Below are 23,577 nucleotides of genomic sequence, written 5' to 3'. Positions count from 1 at the left end.
TTAACTGATTTTTTTTCAAAGTAATATCGTTCTTTATACATAGAGCAATAAAGATTTAACCGCAGTTAAATTTTTAAGTTTCACTATTTAAAGCTTAACACTTCAATATTGAAGGGTTTAGTGCCGATCATTTGGTTAGCATCTGATCAATGGCCAGAACCCTATTTATGGACGAAGCTTATAATACATGATACTTAGATTTAGTTGCGGTTTTTTTATACCTAAAAAATTATGAATATACTACAAATAATACTTTATGTTTTACTTGGACTAGCTGCAGGGGTAGTAATCGGAAGATTTCTACTCAGGAAGCTCCTCAGGAGTCAGGAAGTTGGTGCCCAGAATAAGGCTAAAAAGATACTTAAGGATGCAGAAACCAATGCTGAAATCTTAAAAAAGGATAAGCTGCTGGAAGCAAAGGAGAAATTTCTTCAGATGAAAGCTGATCATGAGCAGGAAATTAGCAATAAGAATAATGTAATTAATCAGCGTGAAAATTCTGTAAAACAAAAAGAGCAGTCGATAACTCAAAAGCTTGATAACTTAACAAAAAAGGAACAGGATCTGGACACTGTAAAAGTTAATATGGAGAAGCAGATCGAATTAACGCGTATCAAACAGGAAGAATTAGATGGGCTAAAAAATCAGCATATTCAAAAAATGGAAGCGATTGCCGGATTATCTGCAACTGATGCAAAAAACCAGTTGATCGATTCGTTGAAAGAAGAAGCTCGTAGTCAGGCGATGATTCAAATAAAGGACATAGTAGACGAAGCTAAACTTACGGCCAGTAAAGAGGCTAAAAAGGTTGTTATCCAAACCATTCAGCGTACTGCAACAGAGAGCGCAATTGAAAACACAGTTTCTATTTTTAATATTGAAAATGATGAGATAAAAGGCCGGGTTATTGGTCGTGAGGGTCGTAACATTAGGGCACTTGAAGCTGCAACCGGAATTGAAATCATAGTGGATGATACACCTGAAGCAATAATACTATCAGGATTTGACCCGGTAAGGAGAGAGATTGCACGATTGGCACTTCACCGCCTGGTAACTGATGGCCGTATACACCCGGCAAGGATTGAAGAGGTTGTGGCCAAAACCAAGAAACAGATTGAGGATGAAATTGTCGAAATAGGTGAGAGAACTGTTATTGATCTTGGTATTCACGGCTTACATCCGGAGCTAATCCGGATGGTTGGTAGAATGCGTTATCGTTCTTCTTACGGCCAGAACTTGCTCCAGCATTCACGTGAAGTAGCAAATTTCTGTGCAACCATGGCGGCAGAGCTTGGGTTGAACGTAAAAATGGCGAAACGAGCAGGCTTGCTACATGATATAGGTAAAGTGCCTGATGATAATCCGGAACTTCCACACGCTATATTAGGTATGCAGCTGGCTGAGAAATATAAAGAACATCCGGAAGTATGTAATGCCATTGGTGCCCACCATGATGAAGTTGAAATGACTTCTATGATTTCCCCGATTGTTCAGGCTTGTGATGCAATTTCAGGTGCAAGGCCGGGAGCAAGACGTGAAGTGGTGGAAAGTTACATCCGCCGTTTGAAAGAACTCGAAGCTCTGGCTTTGTCTTATCCGGGAGTTGAAAAGACGTTTGCAATTCAGGCTGGAAGAGAACTCCGTGTAGTTGTTGAAAGCGAACGAATCTCTGATGCAGCAGCAGAAATTCTGGCAGCAGACATTTCAAACCGAATACAAACTGAAATGACTTATCCGGGACAGATAAAAGTTACGGTGATACGGGAGACGAGGTCGGTGGCTTACGCGAAATAGTTATACGTTATACGTTCTACGTTGTACGTCTTCTTTCAGACGTACCAAGCGGGAATAAGATTGTTATACGCTGTTCTATCCGCCCAGACGTATAACGTACAACGTATAACGTAATACTCGAAAAATGCAAAAGAAAACCCAAAAACGCCCCGTCGACGTCTACTTTGATAAGTACGCGGAAAGCCACCAGAACCATACCAATGAGCTTATTCACTGGATCTGTGTTCCATTAATTGTTTTTAGTTTGTTTGGTTTGATTTGGGCCATTCCATTTCCGAAACTTGAATTCCTGGGAAGGTATAATGGATTTGTAAATTGGGCTTCTTTCCTAATTGCTTTTTCAGTTTATTACTATTACAAGCTCTCGCCGGTACTTTCTTATGCCATGCTACTGGTAATTATGATTTTCAGTGCCGGGATTGTGGGGCTCGAAAAACTCCACAATAATAACAGCTGGCCTGAAATGTGGCAGGTTTGCCTGATTATTTTCGTGCTTTCCTGGATTGGACAATTTATCGGACACAAAATCGAAGGCAAAAAACCCTCTTTCTTTGATGATTTGAAGTTTCTTCTGATAGGACCGATATGGCTACTGCATTTTGTATTTAAGAAAGTCGGACTTAGGTATTAACATTAATTTAACCTCTTTAACGTTCAGTTCACATATTCTTAAATGTTACTTAACTCTAATAATACCATGAGTTAATACTGTGGTAATACTTTTGTTGAAAATTAAAACCTCAACAAAGTGAAACACAAGCTTCTTGCTCTTAATATCAGTTTTCTCCTATCCTTCTTATTCATTTCACATTCAGTTTACAGTCAGCAAACAGGTAGAATTGCTGGAAAAGTGAGTGATACCAAGACCGGTGAGTCGCTTATCGGCTTAACTGTGAAAATTACTGGTGGCACTTCGGGAGCGTCAACGGATGTGGAAGGACGTTATACACTAGGAAATTTAGTTCCGGGAAATTATAGCCTGACATTTTCTTATATCGGATATCAGTCAAAGAATATTACTGAGATAGAAGTTTTGGCTGGGAAAACAACTACTCTGGATGTAACTATAGACGAAGCAAGTTCACAGGCATTGCAGGAAGTAGTCGTTACTGCCACTATCAGACAGGAGACTGTGAATGCCCTATACGCTCAGCAGAAAAATAGCGTACGTGTAAGTGATGGAATTTCTTCTGAATCTATTAAACGCTCTCCGGATAAGAATACCGGCGAAATTTTAAAACGAGTTAGTGGGACGACTATTCAGGATAATAAATTTGTAATCGTCAGGGGGCTTTCCGACCGATATAATTCAGCGTCACTTGACAATGGTGTATTGCCGAGTACAGAGCCTAACAGAAAAGCATTCTCTTTTGATATCGTTCCTGCCAACTTAATAGATAATATCGTTATCAGTAAAACAGCAACTCCAGACCTTGCCGGGGATTTTGCAGGCGGATCTGTTCAAATAGTAACTAAAGATATTCCGGACGATAATTTTGAGTCATTTGGAGTTGGATACGGCTATAACTCTCAGGCAACCTTCAAGAACTTCCAAGGCGGTTCCAGAAACTTTACAGATTACCTGGGCTTTGATAATGGGCTTAGACAGGTCCCAAACAACTTTCCGACAACCAGAATAATAGTAAATAACCTTGCGGGACCACTAAAGAACAACGCTTCACTAAGGGCTCTCCCTCAGGGATTTAACGTCAACGATAGTAAAGGTTTTTTAAGCCAGAATTATCAGTTCACGATCGGACGTGTAAAAGACTTTGAAAAATCTGAAAGCCGTCTGGGTGCGATTGTATCGTTGAGCTACCGCAATTCACAGAACACTAATGAAGGCATTGTAAGGAAATACCATGTATTTGATTACCTGGATAATCAGTATAAATTTTCTTCTAATATAGGAGCCCTGGCAAATTTTGCTTACAATTTCAAAAATACACGCATCACATTAAAGAACATTTATAACCGCACTTACGATGATCAATATACAAGCCGTACGGGCACGAATGTGGCTACAAGCAGTGACAATATGTTTTATGCGTTTGACCTGATACAGAAAAGCCTGTTTAAGACGGCACTGGAAGGTGAACATAAATTGGGAGAAAAAAGTTCAAAGATTAAATGGACACTTGGATTTAGTAATGTAATGAATGATCAGCCCGATCAGCGTAAAGTGAATTATACCAGGAATATTTCAGAACGTAACAATACATCCTCTTTTTATAACGCCAGCATTACTACAATAGGAAAAGAAAATACCCGCTTATTCTCGAATCTGAACGAGAACGGATATTCGGGTGAAGTAAATTATTCTTTACCTTTTTTGATCGCGAAGAAGAATGCTACTTTCAAAGCTGGTATATCTTCAAGCTATAGGGACAGATTATTCAATGTGCGCTTTCTTGGGATGCTGTTAAACCCGCTCGATCCTGATGCGAATCAAATTCGTCAGCGCCCATTAAACACTTTATTTGATCTCGACCTGATTAACCAGGGTAAATACAAACTCGATGAGATCGGAAACGCAGCTGATAATTACACAGCAAATTCGCTTATCAATTCTGCATATGTAATGATGGATAATAAGCTCGGAACCAAATCCAGATTAGTTTATGGTGTGAGAGTGGAACAATACGATTTGAATTTAACCACTTCCGACAAGACGATCGCTCCTGTTTCGCAAAATTTCATTGACATCCTTCCATCAGTAAATTACACATTGAGTGTAACGCCAAAAAGTAACTTCCGGGCATCTTATTTCAGAACACTTGCACGACCTGAATTTAGGGAGCTTGCACCATTCGCATATTATGATTATGAATTGTTGGCTATTCAACAGGGAAATCCTGATCTGCAACGTTCGCTGATTGACAATGGCGATCTGCGGTTTGAATTCTTCCCGGCAGCCGGTCAGATATTCTCTGTTTCAGCCTTCTATAAGAAATTCAATAATGCCATTGAGTCAGCTATATATGATGTTAACTCAACAGCTAACGTTACTTATTTTAATTCTCGGGAAGCCAGTGTCTACGGGGCAGAATTGGAAATGAGAAAATCTTTGGAGTTTCTGGGCGCGAATCCTGGTTTGAAGAATACCACGCTTTATACAAATTTCTCTCTGATAAAATCTAAGGTGCAAAATCCTGTGATTTCTAATCAGATTGAAACTGAGCGGCCTCTTATTGGCCAGTCTCCTTATGTGATCAATGCGGGAATCCAGCACACAACATCTAACAACTTAGTGAACTTTAATCTGCTATATAACAGAAGCGGACGCAGAATTTACAAGTCCGGCGGGCAGCAATTTCCAAGTGTTTATGAAGCACCGCGCGACGTACTTGATTTTCAAGTGGGGTATAAGATCATGAAATCTAAAGCCGAGATAAAGTTGAATGCGAGCGATATCCTGAATAATAACAATGTTATGTATTTCGACAGAGATCTTAACAAACAATATTCTGCCACATCGTCTGATGAAACCATCAGCCGTTTCAGAACAGGGAGTAACTATTCGCTTTCGTTTAATTACTCCTTCTAGTTAACATAAGCTTAACGCCCTTTAACAATTACTTGATTAAGAATTAATAGAAAGGTTACCTAACAGGCATATTTTTGACCAAAAGGTTAGTAACAAATTAAATATGAAACATTTGATTATAATGAAAAAGCAAGGAATTCTATTAGCACTATTTGCTGTGATATTTACAGCCGCTTGTAAAAAAAGCACTGTGGATGACACTCCAGGTGGTACTGGTCTTCTGGTGACTACTGCTATTGAAGTGACAACAGATATAACAGTGAATACGACATGGACCGCCGACAAAATGTACCTGATCAAGAATATTATCAACGTAACCAGCGGTGTTACCTTAACGATTGAACCAGGAACGTTGATTAAGGGAGATAAAGCTTCAAGAGCTACATTGGTCATCAACAGAGGAGGTAGGATCAATGCTGCAGGAACTGCTGATAAGCCAATTGTATTTACATCCAATCAGGCAGCGGGAGCAAGAGCTGCAGGCGACTGGGGGGGCATCGTGATATTAGGTAAGGCACCCAACAATCAAGGCACGAATACTCCAATTGAAGGTATTACTGCAACATCGGATGTAAATAAAACTTCTCACGGTGGAATAGATGCAGCTGACAATTCCGGTACCTTAAAATATGTCAGGATTGAATTCGCAGGTGTGCCTTTATCACCGGATAACGAGATTAATGGTTTAACTCTGGCCAGCGTGGGATCAGGCACAACACTTGATTATATCGAAGTTTACCGTTCAGGTGATGACGCCTTTGAATTCTTTGGCGGAACAGTAAATGCTAAACATTTGCTTGCAATCGGGACTCTAGATGATGATTTTGATACAGATTTCGGATATTCAGGTAAGATTCAGTTCGGTTTAGTTCAGCGTTTCATCACACTTGCTGACGTTTCTGGCTCGAACGGTTTTGAATCAGACAACGACGGTTCCGGATCTGTTAAAACACCCCTCACAGGTGCTGTATTCAGTAATATTACAGTAATAGGTCCATTGTCAGCAGCGAATATGACTGGATTTAATGCTAATTATCAACATGCAGCTCAGATACGCAGAAATTCGACCATCAGTATTTTTAATTCGGTATTCACCGGCTATACTGAAGGAATATACATCGATGATTCAAGAGTGTCCGTTGCAAAAGCGACCTCAAACAACTACCTGACTGGTAGTCTGGTTTTCCAGAACAACCTGGTATTTGGCAATAACTCGAAGAGCAATGAAGTGAAGGGTGAAAATAAAGCAGATTTTGAGACTTTTATCAGAGCCGCTAATACTTTTACTGCCGCTTCTTACGGAGACTTAATTACTGATCCCTATAAGTATGCACCGGATATTATTTCAGGTGCGAAACAAGGAACGCCAACGTTCACTGTAAAAACTGGTTCTGCGGCTGAAACTGGCGCTGTATTTACAAACGCAAAAGTCATTGATGCTTTTTTTGATAAAGTAGCTTACAGAGGTGCCTTTGGAAGTATAGATTGGTCGTCCGGATGGGCAAATTATAACCCGCAGGTTATGCCTTATGATGCTCCGGGAAAAGTTAAATAATTGATTGAAATTCTCTGAAAACGAAACCTCGCTCCGGCGGGGTTTTTTATTTTCATCATTTTAATGTGGGAGCATACTGGTATACCACATCATATGAAACCCTTTTCAAATTTGAGGCAATTTGCCCGATCTTTAAATCCTGTTTCTGAGGCGTAGATTCACACACCGAATATTTTTCTCCTTTGTAAATAATTGAAGTTCCAGTCGGTTTATCAAACTGGACCGCCATACTGATATGGGTGGGATAAAGCAAAGCAATCATCGGAAGGTTGTAGATTTCGCGAACCAGGTAGAAAAACAAGGCGGCACGGTCATCACAGTCGCTGTAATTTGATAATAATGTTTGTTCGGGAGATAAGCGCTTTTCTCTCCCAAAGTTATCATCATCATTCTCATACAAAAATGCATAGCGTGTAAACCGCATTAAATAGTCTACACCTTTTTTCTGGCTCATGCCTCTAATATTTTCCTGAAGTATGGGTATTAGCGAATGATAAGATTCCTTGCTCAACGGTATATTGAAATAGGTCTCAAAGTCAACGCCAGGATAATTCGCGAAGATTCCATCGACTGCCGGATTGATCTTAACCTGGAAATTATAAGTGCGCTTATTGTATTCGAAAATTATATTCTTGTGCGTATAGCTTTCAGGCTTAAAATCAGGCATTCGGGTAACTTTATACGAAAATGACGTTTTTGATTCAGGTATATGGATCTTCGCAGGGATAATCTTCTCTTTTATAAAATCTATCTTTCCGTAGTCATGATAATTAAGACACATATATTTTTGCCCGTCCTCCATGAAAAATGGTATGTCGTTTACATTCTCGTCATTCCTCACGTAAAAGATTAATCTGTCCTTCCCCACGCCTAAGCGTGCATCATAACCTGATTTAGATAAAAGAAACCATTTGTATAAGGTGTACCGATGATAATTTTCGGCCTTTGGACTTATCTGCTGAGCGGTTTTCCGGATAAGCTGGTAGTAAATCCAGTCGTTCAGTTCATGCTTCTCCTTGTATTCCATGAGTCTGGAAAGCAAAGGCTGATATTTGCTCTGGTTTATTTCCTGATAAAAACTTTCAACAGATTGTTGTGATAGCTCATTGCTGAAGGCAATATCAGAAGTTTGATCAAGCTCGAAGTTGAAAGTACCATCGTAGAATTCAAAGCTGAAATTCTGAGCCGCAAGCCGTTCTGATGATGCGATTAGAAATAGCATCAGAAACAATTTATAGCCGTATTTAGTCGCTGGAGCCACTTGTTAACATTAACTTAACATTAAATATACGATGAAATAACATGATAACAAAATTTGGAATTATGAAACTATTTTCGTATATTAATATAACAAATCGTTTACCCCATTTCCAAATCCATTCCCGAACCAAATTTCAACGTAGGATAAACGTAGGATAAACGTAGGATTAAGCTTTCTTAGTGATACCTAAGCTATACTATAGGCATATCTTAAGCTTAGAGATTCTTACCTATCTTTCCAGCATCTCCACTGGTATCTTTTCCATATCGACCGTTAAAAAGCCATCCACGCTATTTGAAAATTTAGTTAAATCAAATGACTCTGGCATTCAATGCGTGGCACTGGCGGAAGGGTTTCCGGCAAATAAATTAGTTGGAAGTTTTCAAATTATCCTATTATATTAGAATATATCTAAGTCTATCCCGAAAAAAACTAATTAAAGATATGTAAATAACATGTCTGTTATGTATGCCTGGCAGAGCTTTAAATAGCAGGCCATGAACAAACAATTGAGTTCTTATTTCAGCTTCTCAAAAAGGGAACTGAATGGTATTTTGATACTACTTTTCCTTGTAAGTCTGATCCTGGCCTATCCCTTTTATTACAGGCTTATTGATGAACAGGAACAGTATGATCTGACCCAATTTCAGGAGGAAATAGCCTTATTTGAAGCATCAGCTGTAAAGAGGAGAAATGGCAAAGCGACGTTCAAAAAGGATATTGACGACCGAATAATCAATCCTCAATATTTTGAATTTGATCCCAATAGCGCCTCGACGTCCGAATGGCATAGGCTGGGACTGTCGCAAAAGCAGATCAGGGTAGTTCAGAATTATCTTACTAAAGGAGGCAAGTTTTACAGGACTGAGGACCTGAAGAAAATATATTCAATTTCTGAAGAACAGTATAAGCAGCTCGAACCTTACATTCAAATAAAGGCGGATAAGCCCTCTTCATTTAGGGAACGGAACCTGTCGGCGCAAAAGTACAAGGGCACCAGGGTTAAGAAAAATAGTATTTTAGTTGAATTGAATAGTGCGGATTCGGTAATGCTCGATCAGCTTCGGGGGATCGGACCAGCTTTTGCGTCCAGGATAATTCGTTTCAGGAATAGATTGGGAGGCTTTTATAGGAAGGAGCAGTTGAAGGAGGTTTATGGTATGGATTCTCTGAGGTATTCTCAAGTGGAAAGTCAAATGATTGTCAATTCAACATCGATAAAACGGATGAAGCTGAATAATGCCACATTTGACGAATTGCGCCACCACCCCTATTTGACTTTTAAACAAATCAATGCTATAATCCAGTTTCGTAAACAGCATGGTAAGTACAATTCAACGGATGATTTAAAGAAAGTTCTTATCCTGAATGAAGAAATTATCCGTAAAATTGAGCCTTACTTATCTTTCGAACAATGATCAGTGCGAAGCTTGATAGCGCAATAAGGGACATTCCTGATTTTCCCAAACACGGAATAATATTTAAAGACATTACACCGATCCTAAAAGACTCAAAATTATGTTCTGAGATAATTGATGCCTTTGTGAGCCAAATGGACGTTAACACAATTGATGTAATTGCAGGTATAGAAAGCCGCGGTTTCTTATTCGGACTGATGCTCGCAAACCGTTTGCAAATCCCGTTTGTACCAATACGGAAACAGGGGAAGCTGCCAGCAAAAACTATTCAGGAACCTTGCGAGCTTGAATATGGATCCGCAATACTGGAACTACATGCGGATGCACTACTATCTGGTCAAAGAGTAATGATACATGACGACCTCCTGGCAACTGGCGGAACCGTGTCCGCCGCAACTCGCCTGGTAAAAAGACTAGGAGGTATTATAGCAGGTTATTCTTTTGTCATAAGCCTTGATTTTCTCGATGGAAAGGAGAAGCTTAAAGCGGATTCTGATAATATTATTACCCTGGTTTCATATTGATTATGTTCTAAGTTGTACGTTATACGTTATACGTCTGGTCGGATAGCACAGCGTTTAGAAAACGTATAACGTATAACGTACAACGTTTAACTCCGTTTGGTGCTATAATTGCTACCTTGCAGGCAACCAATTATTAATTTATGCAATCAATAGAAAACCTCGAACAAGGGGGGATAAATTTCCAGTTATCCGAAAATCAACAAATGGTAATAGAGATGGTTCGGAATTTTGCTGAAAAGCATATCCGGCCACATGTGATGGAATGGGATGAAGCACAAACTTTCCCGATAGAAACTTTCAAAAAATTAGGAGAGCTGGGCTTAATGGGCGTTCTGGTTCCTGAAGAATATGGAGGCTCTGGACTGGGTTATCACGAATACGTGCATGTTATTTCTGAAATTTCTAAGGTTTGCGGCTCTATAGGACTCTCTGTTGCAGCGCATAACTCGCTGTGCACGGGCCATATCCTCGCCTTTGCAAATGATGAGCAAAAGCGACGTTGGCTGCCAAAACTAGCCACGGCTGAATGGATTGGTTCGTGGGGACTTACCGAAGCGAATACTGGTTCTGATGCAATGGGAATGAATACAACGGCTGTATTGGATGGAGATCATTATGTTGTCAATGGTTCTAAAAACTGGATCACTCATGGTAAATCTGGAAATGTAGCTGTGGTCATGGTACGGACTGGCGAGAAAGGCGATTCTAAGGGGATTTCCACTATTGTAATCGAAAAAGGAACTCCGGGCTTTACACATGGGAAAAAAGAGAACAAGCTTGGTATGCGGGCTTCTGAAACAACAGAACTCATATTTGACAATTGCCGGGTTCCGAAAGAAAATTTACTTGGAAATGAAGGTGAAGGATTTAAACAAGCCATGTATATTCTCGACGGAGGAAGAATTTCGATAGCAGCTTTATCCCTTGGAATGGCCAAAGGGGCATTTAAAGCTGCAGTAGAATATTCAAAACAACGTTTTCAGTTCGGCCAGCCGATATCAAATTTTCAGGGAATTTCTTTCAAGATTGCGGATATGGCAACCGAAATTGAAGCGGCAGAGCTATTAATTATGAGTGCTGCTAATCTCAAGAACCAGGGCAAAAATGTTACTAAGCTATCTGCTATGGCTAAATATTTCGCTTCTGAGGTTTGTGTAAGAACAGCCACTGAAGCAGTCCAAATATTTGGAGGATACGGTTATACTAAAGATTTTCCGGTTGAGAAGTTTTACAGAGATTCGAAATTGTGTACAATAGGTGAAGGGACTTCAGAAATTCAGAAGATCGTTATTGCAAGGGAAATAATGAAGTAGGACGAATCTCGTCATGGTATGTTATAAGCAATTACTTAATGAAAATTTAATTGTGTATTCAATCTATCATTTTATATTTAGCGGATGAGCAATTCTAGAAGAGACTTTATTAAAACTACCGGCCTGGTTGGCCTAGGATTTTTGGGCTTAAACCAACTCGCGGCTAATGCATCTGCCTTAGGCTTTGTTGAATCAGTTTCTGATGGCAGATATGGACCTCTTCTTTATAATCAGGGGGATATTCTAAGTCTTCCAAAAGGATTTTCTGCAAAAGTTATATCTCGTAAAGGGGATGTAATGAGCGATGGTCTCTTAACTCCCGGAGCGCATGATGGTATGGGTGTCTTTAAGTGGAAAAACGATAAAATGATTATTATTAGAAATCACGAACTATTACCAGGTGCAATTGCATCGGGGCCTTTTGGAAAGAATAATGAGCTACTCAGCAAAATCGATAAGAACAATATTTATGATTTTGGTAAAGGAGATTCTATGTGTTATGGTGGGACCACAACAATGGTATATAATGAGAAGGTGCAAAAAATTGAAACTGAATATCTGAGTCTTATAGGTACTGTAAGAAATTGTGCTGGAGGGATAACACCCTGGAAATCATGGATTACCTGCGAAGAATTTAGTTTTGTAAAAGGCGGGGAAAATCGATTACTTGAGCAAGATCATGGTTATAATTTCGAAATTTTCGCTACCGATAAAATTGGTTTAACTCAACCTATGCCAATTAAACCTATGGGCAGGTTTGTACATGAAGCGGTAGCAGTACACCCAAAGAAAGGAATTGTATATCAAACCGAAGATGCTGGTGATAGTCTCTTCTACCGATATCTGCCTAATAAGAACAAAGACCTTCACAAGGGTGGCAAACTGCAATGTTTAGTAATAAATGAATGGGCAAGCGCCGATACTCGTAATTGGCCAAATCTTCAGGGAGGAAAGTTTCCGGAAAAGAAAGCTTTCGATGTACGATGGGTTGATCTGGACAATGTGGAAGCCCCTGACAATGATCTTAGACTTAGAGGCTTCAAACAGGGAGCTGCTCGTTTTTCAAGAGGTGAAGGAATATGGTATGGAAAAAAGGAACTATTTTTTGCATGTACTGATGGAGGAGTGAATAAAGGGGGCCAGATTTTCAAGTATACACCAAGCAAGTACGAAGGTAGATCCAGAGAAAGTGAATTTCCTGCGCAACTGGAGCTATATATTGAGCCCAACGACACTACAATGTTCCAAAACTGCGATAACCTAACCATTGCCCCCTGGGGAGATGTGATCATATGTGAAGATAAATCTGACGCAAGAATTGTTGGAATTACCCCGGAAGGTAAGACATATGTGATCGCTAAGAATATTGGTTATCGTCAATCTGAATTCGCAGGACCAGTTTTTTCGCCCTCAGGTCGAACTTTATTTATAAATATTCAATCACCCGGCCTTACCCTGGCTATAACAGGGCCATGGACATCCTGATAGCTTTGTATGACGACCGAATGAAAATAAAAATAGCAAAGTCCATACTTTTTATTTTGCTGACGTTTGGTACATGTTATCATGCCTTGGGTCAGAGGAAAAATTATAGTGTTAAGAATGCTCATGCACATAACGATTATGAGAATGAACTTCCTTTTTTTACGGCCTATAAAGCAGGCTTCCGATCGATAGAAGCAGACGTTTTTCCAGTGAATGGCAAACTGTATGTCGCTCATGATAAAACTAGTATCACCCTGGAAAAATCGCTGCAATCTTTATATCTGGAACCCATATTCAAAACATTATCGATCGACAAGTCGCGGCATTTAATTTTACTAGTTGATATTAAAGAAAATTACAGAATCTCCCTACCCATTTTGATTAAGGAACTAAGACCTCTGCAAGCAATTATTGATAGCCGGCAGCTTAAAATTGTTATAAGCGGCAACCGTCCAGCACCGTCAGAATTTAACACTTATCCGGATTATCTATACTTTGATGATGATCAAAGCCGAAAAAGTTCTCCAGAACAATGGGGCAGGGTAGGCTTAGTTAGCCTCCGATTTTCGAGTCTTTCAAAATGGAAAGGGATTGGAAAAATGGAAAAGGACGAAAGATTGAAAATCAAATTCACTGTGGACAGTGTACATAAAGCGGGTAAAGAGATTCGGTTTTGGGGTTCACCCGATAGTCCTGAAGCATGGAAAATGTTAATGAAGTTAAAAGTGGATTTGATTGGTACTGACAAAATTGCTCAGCTCGCCGCGTTTATAGAGCGCAATTAAGCTTATTTGGTTACCTCACACTAGTGTTCGAAGATATATGACGAATGATTTAAACCGTTCCTGCGCCTTATTATTCTGATGCCGTGCATAATAATTTTAAAAAATCCGTCAAATATCAGCCATTAGATTTATTTTTAACGCCGGGTCGCGCAAGCAATATGACTTAACTTTCTTAAATTTTAAACTGAAGATCACTTGATGAAGAGTAATAAAGTATCGGACAAAGTATTTAGCGAGGAAATAAAAAAACCATCGGATTTCAAATTCGGAGCAACGGTAGCTAATGCTTTTGATGACATGGTTGAACGCTCAGTGCCGTTTTATAGTGAGATCCAGAGAATGATTATTGAGCAAGCTATTGAACATGCTGCAGCAAATACAAATGTGATAGATCTGGGTTGTTCTACCGGAACAACGATGATAGGATTAAATCCCTATGTTGATGAATCTATCAAATTTATAGGGGTAGATGATTCTTCCGAAATGCTGAAGAAATGTGATTTGAAATTAAAAGAGGCAAATTTCAAGCGTCCATATGATCTTGTTCTTGGTGATCTGCATGAAGATGTCAAAATCGAAAACGCTTCAGTTGTAATTCTTTGTCTCACATTGCAATTTGTACGACCGCTTTACAGGGAGAAACTTATCAAAAGAATATTCGACGGTCTTACAGAGGGTGGTGTATTAATTGTTTCTGAGAAAATTCTTGCGGAGGACAGCCTTTTTAACAGGAATTTCATAAAATATTACTACGATTATAAAAGAAGAAATAATTATAGTGAGATGGAGATATCTCAAAAAAGGGAGGCATTGGAAAATGTCTTGATTCCGTATAAGCTCAGTGAGAATATCAAAATGTTTCGCGAGGCAGGCTTCTCACACATAGAGACCTTTTTTAAATGGTACAATTTTTCAGGTTTTATCGCAATAAAAAATTAAGATGCTGGCTATAGGGAACTTTTTCTTTAAGTACAGAAATCTCTTATTTATTTTTTTGTACCTCGCTTTATTTATTCCATCGTCTGAAATTTTTACAGAGGAAGATTTAGGATCAAATTACTATCTCTATCCGATCATAATTGGACTGACAACAACCATTTTCGGGCAACTTATTAGGGGTGTTACTATTGCACTAAAATACATTGTAAGGGGTGGGAAGAATAAGGAGGTTTATGCTGATGATCTGATTACCGAGGGGATATTTACTCATTGTAGAAATCCCTTATATGTCGGCAATATTTTAATGCTGGTAGGGGTTGGGATTCTAATCAACTCCCTGCTGTTCGTTGCAGTATTCATTCCTCTCTTTTTATTCATTTACCAGGCGATTGTCCTGGCCGAGGAACAGTTTCTGCGCAACAAATTTAAGGGGCAATTTGATGCTTATTGCAGTAAAGTAAGTAGATGGTGGATCAATTTCAACGGTATTGGGCAAACTATCGCTGGTATGGATTTTAACGGTAAGAGATGGTTAATTAAAGAATATAACACCCAAACCGTTTGGGTGACAGGCATTGTTGTGATTCTGCTTTTTTATTATCCTCAGCTGACTGTTTACGATACAGACCTGCGAGATAAACTTTTTATTATTTTATTAGTTCTACTGGGTGCCTATTATTTCAGTATCAGGTATTTAAAAAAGAGTGGTACGTGGAAAGGATAAATTCCTCTTTACAACAAACCTCTAAAAAAGAAAACCCCGGTATTTTGGGGTTTCTTTTTTAGAGGAAAATTAAACCACTTTGGACTTGCCTGGAATTGCAAAGGGATACATGCCATTTGCATCCGGCAGTACTTTAGGCATGGCATCCCAGCTCAATTTTTCGGGCATCAGGTTTACCTGAGAATTAAGTGCCTCATCCCATTTGACCTCTTTTCCGGAATAGGTCGCATAGCGCCCTAACAAGGAGCTAAGTGTACTTTTGGCAACACGCTCGGCATCCGCAAATTTATATTGCCCTTTATCGATAGCTTCAAATAGTTCGTCGTGTTCAGTTTGATAAGGATTTGGATCACCTTTACCAACATGATTGAATAAAACATTGCCTTTGGTATCCCAGAGTTTACCTGTATTAGTATTTGCGGATAGAAATGCTCTCCCTTTGGTGCCCTGAAAGCTTTCATCTACACGATTTAAGGTTCCCTCATGATGTCTGCACTGGCTCTGGATAACCGTTCCATCAGCATAAATAAATTCAACGGTATGATTATCATAGATCTCCCCATGGTCTTTTCCGGTGCGAAGGAAACGGCTACCGGTGCCCTGAGCAGACACAGGATAGGCATTTTTGACCCAGTTAGCCACATCGATGTTATGCACATGTTGTTCATTAATATGATCTCCGCAAAGCCAGTTAAAATAATACCAGTTACGCATTTGATACTCCATTTCCGTTTGTCCGGCGACACGCGGATTTACCCAAACACCACCGCTGTTCCAATAAACCTGGCCCGAAACGATATCCCCTGCCACACCATCTTCTATTCGTTTGATGGTTTCCTTATAATTGTTTTGATACCTGCGCTGCAGACCTACTACTACATTCAACTTTTTACGTTTGGCTTCTTCAGCAGTCGCCAGTACGCTTCTTATACCGGGCGAATCAGTGGCGACTGGTTTCTCCATAAATACATGTTTATTCTGCTTTATAGCTTCTGCAAAATGAACCGGCCGGAACCCTGGAGGAGTGACGAGGAGGACCACATCAGCTTCGGCTATAGCATGCTTGTAAGCATCGAAACCTACAAATTTTTTATCCTCTGGTACATCGACTTTATCCTTGCCGAACTTTTTAAACGCTGCATCGTAGCTTTTATCCAGACGGTCCCGGAATGCGTCAGCCATTGCTACCACCTTAATTTTATATTTAGTCTCCAATGCCTGAAACAATGCTCCGGTCCCGCGATTACCGCAACCGATTAACGCGATTTTAATTGTACCGCCTTCATCGGCATAAACTCCGGAAAACGGAATATTACTTAAAACAGCTCCTCCGGCAATAATTGCTGATGTTTTCAGAAAGGCTCTACGCTGTGTCTGAGGGGTAATTTTTTTGTTTACATTCATTTGCTTAGTTATTAATAGTCTTCAATCGGTTTTTGATTATAAAATATGTCTATTTCTTCTTTTGAGGGGGGTATCACCGGCCGGACTAGGCGAATCCCTACAAACGGCGCTTCAGGAAGCCACCAGTTACTTTTAGGTATTTGAGGGTCTATCCGTTTCCAGGCTGGATCTGAACTATGTCGAGTTGCAGATCGTAAAGACGATGCGTCATCCTGAAATGATCCTCCTCGAACGCTGTGTGGGTATAAAGTCTTTGGTTTTGCAAAAGGATCCTGAATTTTATCAGCACTCTGCGAATAATAGTCGGGAAAGTATTGATCTAAGGTCCATTCTGCAACGTTTCCGTGCATATCATATAAGCCCCACTGATTTGGCTTCTTTGTGCCAACAGTGTGGGTGCTTTCTAAACCATTGGATCTATACCAGGCGTAATCGCTTAGTTTCGTCGTATCGTTGCCGAAAGAATAAGTAGTCTGAGTTCCTGCGCGGCATGCGTATTCCCATTCAGCTTCTGTTGGCAGACGGTAGAATACACCTGTTCGGGTATATAGCCATTTACAGAACTGTAAAGCATTATAGTGTGTCATCCCAACGGCAGGGTGACCTTCTTTTCCCATTCCGAAAGTCATATCCAGGTAGGGCTTAGATGGCCGGCTAACTGCGTCCACTCCAAGATTCTTTGTCTGATCAAAATCCTGATAAACGAAAAGCTCATAAATATCCCAGGTTATTTCCTGAGAACTCATCCAAAACGGACTGATCTTGACTAAGTGGAGCGGACCTTCATCTTTCTTATTTCCTGGATCCGTAAGCTCACTTCCCATTTTGAACTCTCCTCCGGGAATTGCAGTCATTTCGAATTTTAGACTTACACCCGGAATGTTTTGGGTATAATCTGAAGTCTTTTGTTCCTGGGCAAACAGAAATTCTGTTATAGAAAAAGTATAAGCTATATAAAGGATTAATTTTTTATGTCGAATCATTAGATCTAAGCAGTAAATCTTTTATAAAAATAAAATTAACCTTTCGCGGTGAATAATCTGCAATTTTATAATTGAAAGATTTTCCTTCTCGACAATTGTAATAATGGAACATCTTTTGTTAGAGTTTGAACCAAAAAACCGTACGCTTATATTTTACGCACAAACAATGAAACACAACGAGTTTTATCTGTCCGCAGAAATTAAATATAACTGCGTGGACGTTGTAAAAATGTGGGGTACGGACTTCGAACTAAAAGTATATTCTCTGACTGACACGGATTACCAAGTTGCTGAGAATTGTATCGAAATGTATGGGGAGTCAAAGCCGGATTTGTATGCTTTTGAAGTGAGTTTGGACGACGGGATTTCGTATGATTATATGAATGACGCTATCCATTGGTACGCAAGTCATATCGGTAAATCCGATATGATAATATTACGGACAGACCCGCGCGGAGATATCATGGAAGACACCTTACCAAACACGGGCAATTAAAATAGGCTTTAAGGCAGGGCTTTCGCAACTTGATCCGTGGGTTTTAATGACAAACATTAGTCGTAATTCACCTTATCTAGGTATGTTGGATTTCCGACATTTGCACTCTAAGTTAACCGAAATGCATCTCAGCCCAGCTCAGACCTCAGACTTTGGAGAACTTATTTAATTTGCTTTCTCAACTCATCTTCAATCTTACTGCAGCTTACCAAAAAAGGTTTGTCAATTATACTAATATTGAAGGACTGGCCCAATACCGTATAAGTTCCTGAAACCTTTCCAAGAGGAGAGTTAATTGCAAATTTTCCTTCAGCGTTATTTCCAGCAAAAGAGCCTCCAGCCCCTGATATTGCCTCTTCTGCTGACCTGATAAGTTTATCCGGATCTCCTTCGAAATCGATTGATATACTGCATTTTGCCATGGTCTTCTTTAATTTATTATTGTTTTTTCTATCTGGTACTTCTTCTGCATTCCTAACTTTAATCTTCGTTGCAAAAATTGTGTCAGAAATAAGAATTTTAAGAGAATCGTCTTTTTAGTTCCTTTCAATACCCGACCCTGGCACTTTAACTGAGTCAAATCCTTTTTTCCTGCTTCCTGAAATTCTGTCTGGTCCTTAAGGAATGAACATAATTGAGCAGGAAATGTTCAAAAATTATTTGTCTAAACTTTTGATCTTTAATATTTTTTGTACATTTGCAATCCAATTCTGAAAGGGGGTATCTGTATATTATGATCATTATTAATGTAAAAGACGGTGAATCACTAGACAAAGCTTTAAAACGCTTTAAAAAGAAATTCGAGAAAACCGGTGTATTAAGAGAGCTTAGAAGCCGTCAGGCCTACGAGAAGAAGTCTATAACCCGCCGTACGGAAGTTAAAAAAGCTATTTACAAGCAAGGGTTAAACATCGATACGGTTTAATTTTTCTTTGAGCATATAAAATCTTAAAACTATTTGTATATTCAATTTATTGATGTTCAAATAGTTTTTTGATGTTTATAGAGCGATTTATTTGTTACCTACACTTTGAAAAACGGTTCTCTCCCCACACCGTTACTGCTTACAGTCACGACCTCTGTCAATTTAATGATTTCCTAACTTCTGATGGACTTGATATACTCACAATATCGCACCAGGAAGTTCGTAGCTGGATGCTTGCACTTATGGAGCAAGGGTCAGGGGCAAAGACGGTTAACCGTAAATTATCCGTTCTGAGGTCTTTTTACAAATTCCTCCAGCGTGAGGGTTTCCTTCGAGTTAGTCCCATGATTCATGTTAAGGCCCCGCGCGTTCCAAAGCGTCTTCCATTAGTTGTTGAAGAGCAAAAGATGGATGCACTTCTCGATAGTGAACATGTTTTTGAAGATAATTTTGGAGGCATGAGGGACAGGTTGATTATTGAATTATTGTACGGCACAGGTATGCGGCTCTCTGAGCTGGTAAATCTAAAAGATCAGGATGTGAATCAATATGAACAATATATCAAGGTTTTAGGTAAACGAAATAAGGAACGTATTATTCCTGTGGGTGCGCCTCTGATCAAATTGACCAAAGAGTATATCATGAAAAAATTAAGTCAAAATTTTGACAACAAAGCGAGTTCTTTAATCGTTACAAATGAAGGGAATAATGCTTACCCTCAATTTATTTATCGAACTGTGAAGTCAAGCTTATCTCAAATTTCTACTCAATCTAAAAGAAGTCCGCACATATTGAGGCATTCATTCGCAACTGCGCTTTTGAACAGGGGAGCAGACCTAAATGCTATTAAAGAACTTCTGGGACATTCTAGTCTTGCAGCCACGCAGGTATACACACATAATTCTGTGGAGAAGTTGAAAGCTATTTACAAGCAGGCACATCCTAAAGCATAAACCTAAACTATGATTTGAACTTTACACTTACTATTGTAAAATCTCCCTTAGTCGGGAATTAATTAATTTTTAATTGTTATAAAAGGAGGAAATATGAAAATCCGAGTGCAATCGATCCATTTTTCAGCAGATGTTAAATTATTGGATTTTATCCAGAAGAAGGCAGACAAGCTAGATCAATTTTTTGACCAGATTATTAGCGGCGAAGTTTATCTTAAACTTGAGAACACGGCAGATGAAGCAAATAAAATAACAGAAATCAAACTTCTTATACCGGGGAACGACCTCTTCGCGAAAGAGCAGTGTAAAACTTTTGAAGAAGCAACGGATAAAGCAATCGAGTCCTTGAAGCATCAACTTGACAAGCGCAAGGTAAAATTAAGGGCGCGGATAAATAATCACAAAGCTGTCCTTAGCAATGATGAAATAATTTAATCTATAAATACTTCATAATTAGATACTTTTTCGGCAGTCGAAATGACTGCCGATTTTTTTTGCTAAAAAATTTTGTCCAACTCTAAATTTTCGTAGATTTGCAGTCCCTTTCAGAGATGGGTTATCTTTATGAGATGATTTGCTCTGAAAAGGTTGGTTCTTTAAAATTTTTATTTAAAGATGAAGACATTCCGCCCGGCGAAGTCAACCTGTTTGAGTACCGTTTTGTGCGGGAGTCACTGAAGAAGTTTAAATGCCGGGAAAAATAACCGCCTCCTTAGCTCAGCTGGTAGAGCAACTGACTTGTAATCAGTAGGTCATTGGTTCGATCCCGATAGGAGGCTCGGAAATGTTGGGGGGGTTCCAGAGCGGTCAAATGGGACGGACTGTAAATCCGTTACTTCGGTTTCGAAGGTTCGAATCCTTCCCTCCCCACAATCAAATTTGCAATGAGCGAATTTGAGAATTAACAAATTGATACACGAGTTCATGGACTTGTTACGACTTGATAATTCACATTACCCAATTTGCTAATTTGCTCATTTGCTAATTATCAAATTTACAAGCGGAAGTAGCTCAGTTGGTAGAGCGATAGCCTTCCAAGCTATAGGTCGCGAGTTCGAACCTCGTCTTCCGCTCAACGGTTCATTGTTTGCCATATGTTGGTTTATTGGTTTGTACTTCCGATGAATGATTGGCATGAATCTGAGAGCAAATGATAAGCCGACGTAGCTCAGCGGTAGAGCACTTCCTTGGTAAGGAAGAGGTCATGGGTTCAAGTCCCATCGTTGGCTCTGGATTGTATTTAGTAAAAGAACAATATTTAAATTAACCTAATAATAAGTATAAAACAAAATGGCAAAAGAAAAATTTGACCGCAGTAAGCCGCATTTAAACATCGGTACCATAGGTCACGTCGACCACGGTAAAACTACACTTACAGCAGCTATCACTAAAGTGTTGGCTGATGCAGGCTTTTCTGAAGCACGTTCATTTGATTCAATTGACTCTGCTCCGGAAGAAAAAGAAAGAGGTATCACCATCAATACTGCACACGTGGAGTATTCAACCGCTACCCGTCACTATGCGCACGTTGACTGTCCAGGTCACGCGGATTATGTGAAGAACATGGTTACTGGTGCTGCTCAGATGGATGGTGCTATAATCGTGGTTGCTGCCACTGATGGTCCTATGCCACAAACTCGTGAACACATCCTTCTTGCACGTCAGGTAGGTGTGCCGTCATTGGTTGTTTTTATGAATAAAGTCGACATGGTTGACGATCCGGAATTACTGGAATTAGTAGAAATGGAAATCCGTGAACTGTTAAGCTTCTACGAATTCCCAGGTGATGATATTCCTGTTATTCAGGGTTCTGCATTAGGTGGATTGAATGGAGATCCTAAATGGGTTGGTCAAATTATGGAGCTGATGAATGCAGTAGATAGCTACATTCCAATTCCTCCGCGTTTGACTGAACTTCCTTTCCTTATGCCAGTTGAAGATGTATTCTCGATCACTGGTCGTGGAACTGTTGCAACAGGACGTATCGAAAGAGGTATAATCAACTCAGGTGAGCAGGTTGATATCTTAGGTATGGGTGCTGAAAACTTAAAATCTGTAGTAACAGGTGTTGAGATGTTCCGTAAGATATTAGACAGAGGTGAAGCTGGCGATAACGTTGGTTTGTTGTTACGTGGTATTGAGAAAACTGATATCCGTCGTGGTATGGTTATCTGTAAGCCAGGTTCAGTAACTCCGCACACTGACTTTAAAGCTGAGATCTACGTGTTATCAAAAGCAGAAGGTGGACGTCATACTCCATTCTTTAACAAATATCGTCCACAATTCTATTTCCGTACGACAGACGTTACAGGTGAGATCACTCTTGCTGAAGGAGTAGAAATGGTAATGCCAGGTGATAACGTTACAATCAGTGTAAAACTGATCAACGCTATCGCGATGGAAAAAGGCCTTCGTTTTGCTATCCGTGAAGGTGGTAGAACAGTAGGTGCCGGACAGGTTACTGAAATTGTAAAATAAGCAATTTCAAATAAAGGTTAATTGGATAACATAAGTCCCTTTATTGTGGACTTATGTTTTCTTATAATACACGGGCTGAGTTTTTTAAATAAAAACGCAGTTATATTGACGGGAATAGTTCAATGGTAGAATAGAGGTCTCCAAAACCTTTGATCAGGGTTCGAATCCTTGTTCCCGTGCTTACGCTAAATATAAGATGGCTAACGTAGTAGAATTTATAAAAGAATCATATACCGAAATGACCCAGAAGGTTACCTGGCCGACTTGGGGAGAATTACAAAATTCAGCTGTATTGGTATTGATAGCATCTATCATTATTTCACTTGTGATATTGGCTATGGATGAAACGGTTGGCAGAGCGTTGAAGATGTTCTATAATTCTCTTGCATAATTCAGGCACTATGAGCGATCAATTGAAATGGTATGTGGTTAGAGCGGTTAGCGGTAAAGAAAAGAAAGTTAAGCAATATTTAGAAGCAGAAGTCAACCGTTTGGGCATCTCACACTTGTTACCTCAAGTGTTAATTCCGATGGAAAAATTCTATCAGATGAAGGATGGTAAGAAGATCGCTAAAGAGCGGAACTTCTATCCTGGATATGTTCTTATTGAAGCTGCTTTAGACGGTGAACTTGAACACGTTATTAAAGGAATCAATAGTGTTATTGGCTTCCTTGGAGATAAAGGTGGCAACGCTGTTCCGATGAGATCAGCCGAAGTTAACAGGATTCTTGGCAAAGTCGACGAAATGGCTGAGCAGGGTGAGTCCATGAATGTACCGTACTATGTAGGGGAAAACGTTAAAGTAATGGACGGTCCGTTCAACGGATTTACCGGAGTTATTGAAGAGGTAAATGAAGAAAAAAAGAAACTTAAGGTTATGGTTAAGATCTTCGGAAGAAGGACACCGCTTGAGTTGAATTATATGCAGGTTGAAAAGGAATAGTTACGTGTTATGGGATCGCTCGTAACACATAACCCGTAACACATAACAC

Annotated in this window: 22 protein-coding genes and 5 tRNA genes; 23 read left to right on the top strand and 4 right to left on the bottom strand. The window is 39.5% G+C overall.

Annotated elements, in window-relative coordinates; genetic code table 11:
• Positions 1–231: 231 nt before the first annotated feature.
• The 4 genes from rny to ACLL8Z_RS12280 all read left to right on the top strand — a co-directional run bounded on the left by rny (position 232) and on the right by ACLL8Z_RS12280 (position 6,896).
• Entirely contained in the window at positions 232–1,794 is a 1,563-nt protein-coding gene (gene rny, locus ACLL8Z_RS12295; RefSeq protein WP_411275079.1) for a ribonuclease Y, read from the top strand.
• 124 nt (positions 1,795–1,918) lie between these two features.
• Complete coding sequence (locus ACLL8Z_RS12290; protein WP_411275078.1) at positions 1,919–2,425, top strand: DUF962 domain-containing protein; 507 nt, start codon at positions 1,919–1,921, stop codon at positions 2,423–2,425.
• A 117-nt stretch (positions 2,426–2,542) separates the two neighbouring features.
• On the top strand, positions 2,543–5,341 hold the full coding sequence (locus ACLL8Z_RS12285; protein WP_411275077.1) for a TonB-dependent receptor domain-containing protein: 2,799 nt from the start codon (positions 2,543–2,545) through the stop codon (positions 5,339–5,341).
• Positions 5,342–5,444: 103 nt separating this feature from the next.
• Positions 5,445–6,896 carry a hypothetical protein gene (locus ACLL8Z_RS12280; RefSeq protein ID WP_411275076.1) on the top strand — a complete coding sequence of 484 codons (1,452 nt, stop codon included), beginning with the start codon at positions 5,445–5,447 and terminating at the stop codon, positions 6,894–6,896.
• A 55-nt stretch (positions 6,897–6,951) separates the two neighbouring features.
• Here the strand turns inward: ACLL8Z_RS12280 and ACLL8Z_RS12275 are convergent, their stop codons facing one another.
• Complete coding sequence (locus tag ACLL8Z_RS12275) at positions 6,952–8,118, bottom strand: hypothetical protein (protein WP_411275075.1); 1,167 nt, start codon at positions 8,116–8,118, stop codon at positions 6,952–6,954.
• Between the two features lie 536 nt (positions 8,119–8,654).
• Here ACLL8Z_RS12275 and ACLL8Z_RS12270 point away from each other — a divergent pair.
• The 7 genes from ACLL8Z_RS12270 (at position 8,655) to ACLL8Z_RS12240 (ending at position 15,345) form a co-directional block, all read left to right on the top strand.
• On the top strand, positions 8,655–9,575 hold the full coding sequence (locus ACLL8Z_RS12270; RefSeq protein WP_411275074.1) for a helix-hairpin-helix domain-containing protein: 921 nt from the start codon (positions 8,655–8,657) through the stop codon (positions 9,573–9,575).
• A complete protein-coding gene (locus ACLL8Z_RS12265; protein WP_411275073.1) occupies positions 9,572–10,099 on the top strand; it encodes an adenine phosphoribosyltransferase in 528 nt (175 codons plus the stop codon). The genes ACLL8Z_RS12270 and ACLL8Z_RS12265 overlap by 4 nt, the downstream gene beginning before the upstream one ends.
• Before the next feature lie 173 nt (positions 10,100–10,272).
• Positions 10,273–11,412, top strand: a complete 1,140-nt coding sequence (locus ACLL8Z_RS12260) for an acyl-CoA dehydrogenase (protein ID WP_411275080.1) — start codon at positions 10,273–10,275, stop codon at positions 11,410–11,412.
• 84 nt (positions 11,413–11,496) lie between these two features.
• On the top strand, positions 11,497–12,897 hold the full coding sequence (locus ACLL8Z_RS12255; protein WP_411275072.1) for an alkaline phosphatase PhoX: 1,401 nt from the start codon (positions 11,497–11,499) through the stop codon (positions 12,895–12,897).
• Positions 12,885–13,682, top strand: a complete 798-nt coding sequence (locus tag ACLL8Z_RS12250) for a hypothetical protein (protein ID WP_411275071.1) — start codon at positions 12,885–12,887, stop codon at positions 13,680–13,682. Before ACLL8Z_RS12255 ends, ACLL8Z_RS12250 begins: the two co-directional genes overlap by 13 nt.
• 198 nt (positions 13,683–13,880) lie before the next feature.
• Positions 13,881–14,621 (top strand): carboxy-S-adenosyl-L-methionine synthase CmoA, encoded by a 741-nt coding sequence (cmoA, locus tag ACLL8Z_RS12245; protein ID WP_411275070.1) that lies wholly within the window; start codon positions 13,881–13,883, stop codon positions 14,619–14,621.
• Between the two features lies 1 nt (position 14,622).
• Positions 14,623–15,345, top strand: a complete 723-nt coding sequence (locus tag ACLL8Z_RS12240) for a methyltransferase family protein (protein WP_411275069.1) — start codon at positions 14,623–14,625, stop codon at positions 15,343–15,345.
• Positions 15,346–15,414: 69 nt separating this feature from the next.
• Here the strand turns inward: ACLL8Z_RS12240 and ACLL8Z_RS12235 are convergent, their stop codons facing one another.
• Together ACLL8Z_RS12235 and ACLL8Z_RS12230 are read right to left on the bottom strand one after the other, a co-directional pair.
• Positions 15,415–16,749, bottom strand: coding sequence for a Gfo/Idh/MocA family protein (locus ACLL8Z_RS12235; protein WP_411275068.1), 1,335 nt, complete (start codon positions 16,747–16,749; stop codon positions 15,415–15,417).
• Between the two features lie 11 nt (positions 16,750–16,760).
• A complete protein-coding gene (locus ACLL8Z_RS12230) occupies positions 16,761–17,732 on the bottom strand; it encodes a formylglycine-generating enzyme family protein (RefSeq protein WP_411275067.1) in 972 nt (323 codons plus the stop codon).
• A gap of 166 nt (positions 17,733–17,898) precedes the next feature.
• Here ACLL8Z_RS12230 and ACLL8Z_RS12225 point away from each other — a divergent pair, with 166 nt between their 5' ends.
• Positions 17,899–18,228, top strand: a complete 330-nt coding sequence (locus ACLL8Z_RS12225) for a hypothetical protein (RefSeq protein ID WP_411275066.1) — start codon at positions 17,899–17,901, stop codon at positions 18,226–18,228.
• A 161-nt stretch (positions 18,229–18,389) separates the two neighbouring features.
• Here ACLL8Z_RS12225 and ACLL8Z_RS12220 read toward each other — a convergent pair whose 3' ends face one another.
• Positions 18,390–18,650: a hypothetical protein gene (locus ACLL8Z_RS12220; RefSeq protein ID WP_411275065.1), complete on the bottom strand. Its 261-nt coding sequence runs from the start codon at positions 18,648–18,650 to the stop codon at positions 18,390–18,392.
• A 311-nt stretch (positions 18,651–18,961) separates the two neighbouring features.
• Here ACLL8Z_RS12220 and rpsU point away from each other — a divergent pair, with 311 nt between their 5' ends.
• From rpsU to nusG, 11 genes are all read left to right on the top strand, one after another.
• Positions 18,962–19,153 carry a 30S ribosomal protein S21 gene (gene rpsU / locus ACLL8Z_RS12215; RefSeq protein WP_411275064.1) on the top strand — a complete coding sequence of 64 codons (192 nt, stop codon included), beginning with the start codon at positions 18,962–18,964 and terminating at the stop codon, positions 19,151–19,153.
• 71 nt (positions 19,154–19,224) lie between these two features.
• Entirely contained in the window at positions 19,225–20,106 is an 882-nt protein-coding gene (locus ACLL8Z_RS12210; protein ID WP_411275063.1) for a tyrosine-type recombinase/integrase, read from the top strand.
• 93 nt (positions 20,107–20,199) lie between these two features.
• Positions 20,200–20,541 (top strand): ribosome hibernation-promoting factor, HPF/YfiA family, encoded by a 342-nt coding sequence (hpf, locus tag ACLL8Z_RS12205; protein WP_411275062.1) that lies wholly within the window; start codon positions 20,200–20,202, stop codon positions 20,539–20,541.
• A 271-nt stretch (positions 20,542–20,812) separates the two neighbouring features.
• Positions 20,813–20,885, top strand: a tRNA-Thr gene (locus tag ACLL8Z_RS12200).
• Positions 20,886–20,895: 10 nt separating this feature from the next.
• A tRNA-Tyr gene (locus ACLL8Z_RS12195) sits at positions 20,896–20,976 on the top strand.
• 130 nt (positions 20,977–21,106) lie between these two features.
• Positions 21,107–21,179, top strand: a tRNA-Gly gene (locus ACLL8Z_RS12190).
• 84 nt (positions 21,180–21,263) lie between these two features.
• Positions 21,264–21,335 (top strand) — tRNA-Thr (locus ACLL8Z_RS12185).
• A 61-nt stretch (positions 21,336–21,396) separates the two neighbouring features.
• On the top strand, positions 21,397–22,584 hold the full coding sequence (tuf, locus tag ACLL8Z_RS12180; protein WP_411275061.1) for an elongation factor Tu: 1,188 nt from the start codon (positions 21,397–21,399) through the stop codon (positions 22,582–22,584).
• Between the two features lie 108 nt (positions 22,585–22,692).
• Positions 22,693–22,763 (top strand) — tRNA-Trp (locus ACLL8Z_RS12175).
• 17 nt (positions 22,764–22,780) lie between these two features.
• Entirely contained in the window at positions 22,781–22,975 is a 195-nt protein-coding gene (gene secE / locus ACLL8Z_RS12170; RefSeq protein WP_079700628.1) for a preprotein translocase subunit SecE, read from the top strand.
• Between the two features lie 10 nt (positions 22,976–22,985).
• Positions 22,986–23,528, top strand: coding sequence for a transcription termination/antitermination protein NusG (gene nusG, locus ACLL8Z_RS12165; RefSeq protein ID WP_411275060.1), 543 nt, complete (start codon positions 22,986–22,988; stop codon positions 23,526–23,528).
• Positions 23,529–23,577 lie beyond the last annotated feature (49 nt).

Origin of the sequence: Daejeonella sp. (assembly GCF_046590655.1) — a bacterium.
Taxonomy (GTDB): Bacteria; Bacteroidota; Bacteroidia; order Sphingobacteriales; family Sphingobacteriaceae; genus Daejeonella.
This window is presented reverse-complemented; position numbering and strand designations above follow the sequence as displayed.

Coding starts and splice junctions, on each gene's coding strand:
- cmoA (WP_411275070.1), top strand. CDS start 13,881: ATGAAGAGTAATAAAGTATCGGACAAAGTATTTAGCGAGGAAATAAAA.
- ACLL8Z_RS12270 (WP_411275074.1), top strand. CDS start 8,655: ATGAACAAACAATTGAGTTCTTATTTCAGCTTCTCAAAAAGGGAACTG.
- ACLL8Z_RS12280 (WP_411275076.1), top strand. CDS start 5,445: ATGAAACATTTGATTATAATGAAAAAGCAAGGAATTCTATTAGCACTA.
- ACLL8Z_RS12290 (WP_411275078.1), top strand. CDS start 1,919: ATGCAAAAGAAAACCCAAAAACGCCCCGTCGACGTCTACTTTGATAAG.
- ACLL8Z_RS12235 (WP_411275068.1), bottom strand. CDS start 16,749: ATGAATGTAAACAAAAAAATTACCCCTCAGACACAGCGTAGAGCCTTT.
- ACLL8Z_RS12275 (WP_411275075.1), bottom strand. CDS start 8,118: ATGCTATTTCTAATCGCATCATCAGAACGGCTTGCGGCTCAGAATTTC.
- ACLL8Z_RS12265 (WP_411275073.1), top strand. CDS start 9,572: ATGATCAGTGCGAAGCTTGATAGCGCAATAAGGGACATTCCTGATTTT.
- hpf (WP_411275062.1), top strand. CDS start 20,200: ATGAAAATCCGAGTGCAATCGATCCATTTTTCAGCAGATGTTAAATTA.
- ACLL8Z_RS12250 (WP_411275071.1), top strand. CDS start 12,885: ATGGACATCCTGATAGCTTTGTATGACGACCGAATGAAAATAAAAATA.
- rny (WP_411275079.1), top strand. CDS start 232: ATGAATATACTACAAATAATACTTTATGTTTTACTTGGACTAGCTGCA.
- ACLL8Z_RS12240 (WP_411275069.1), top strand. CDS start 14,623: ATGCTGGCTATAGGGAACTTTTTCTTTAAGTACAGAAATCTCTTATTT.
- rpsU (WP_411275064.1), top strand. CDS start 18,962: ATGATCATTATTAATGTAAAAGACGGTGAATCACTAGACAAAGCTTTA.
- ACLL8Z_RS12230 (WP_411275067.1), bottom strand. CDS start 17,732: ATGATTCGACATAAAAAATTAATCCTTTATATAGCTTATACTTTTTCT.
- ACLL8Z_RS12225 (WP_411275066.1), top strand. CDS start 17,899: ATGAAACACAACGAGTTTTATCTGTCCGCAGAAATTAAATATAACTGC.
- tuf (WP_411275061.1), top strand. CDS start 21,397: ATGGCAAAAGAAAAATTTGACCGCAGTAAGCCGCATTTAAACATCGGT.
- ACLL8Z_RS12255 (WP_411275072.1), top strand. CDS start 11,497: ATGAGCAATTCTAGAAGAGACTTTATTAAAACTACCGGCCTGGTTGGC.
- nusG (WP_411275060.1), top strand. CDS start 22,986: ATGAGCGATCAATTGAAATGGTATGTGGTTAGAGCGGTTAGCGGTAAA.
- ACLL8Z_RS12210 (WP_411275063.1), top strand. CDS start 19,225: ATGTTTATAGAGCGATTTATTTGTTACCTACACTTTGAAAAACGGTTC.
- ACLL8Z_RS12220 (WP_411275065.1), bottom strand. CDS start 18,650: ATGGCAAAATGCAGTATATCAATCGATTTCGAAGGAGATCCGGATAAA.
- secE (WP_079700628.1), top strand. CDS start 22,781: ATGGCTAACGTAGTAGAATTTATAAAAGAATCATATACCGAAATGACC.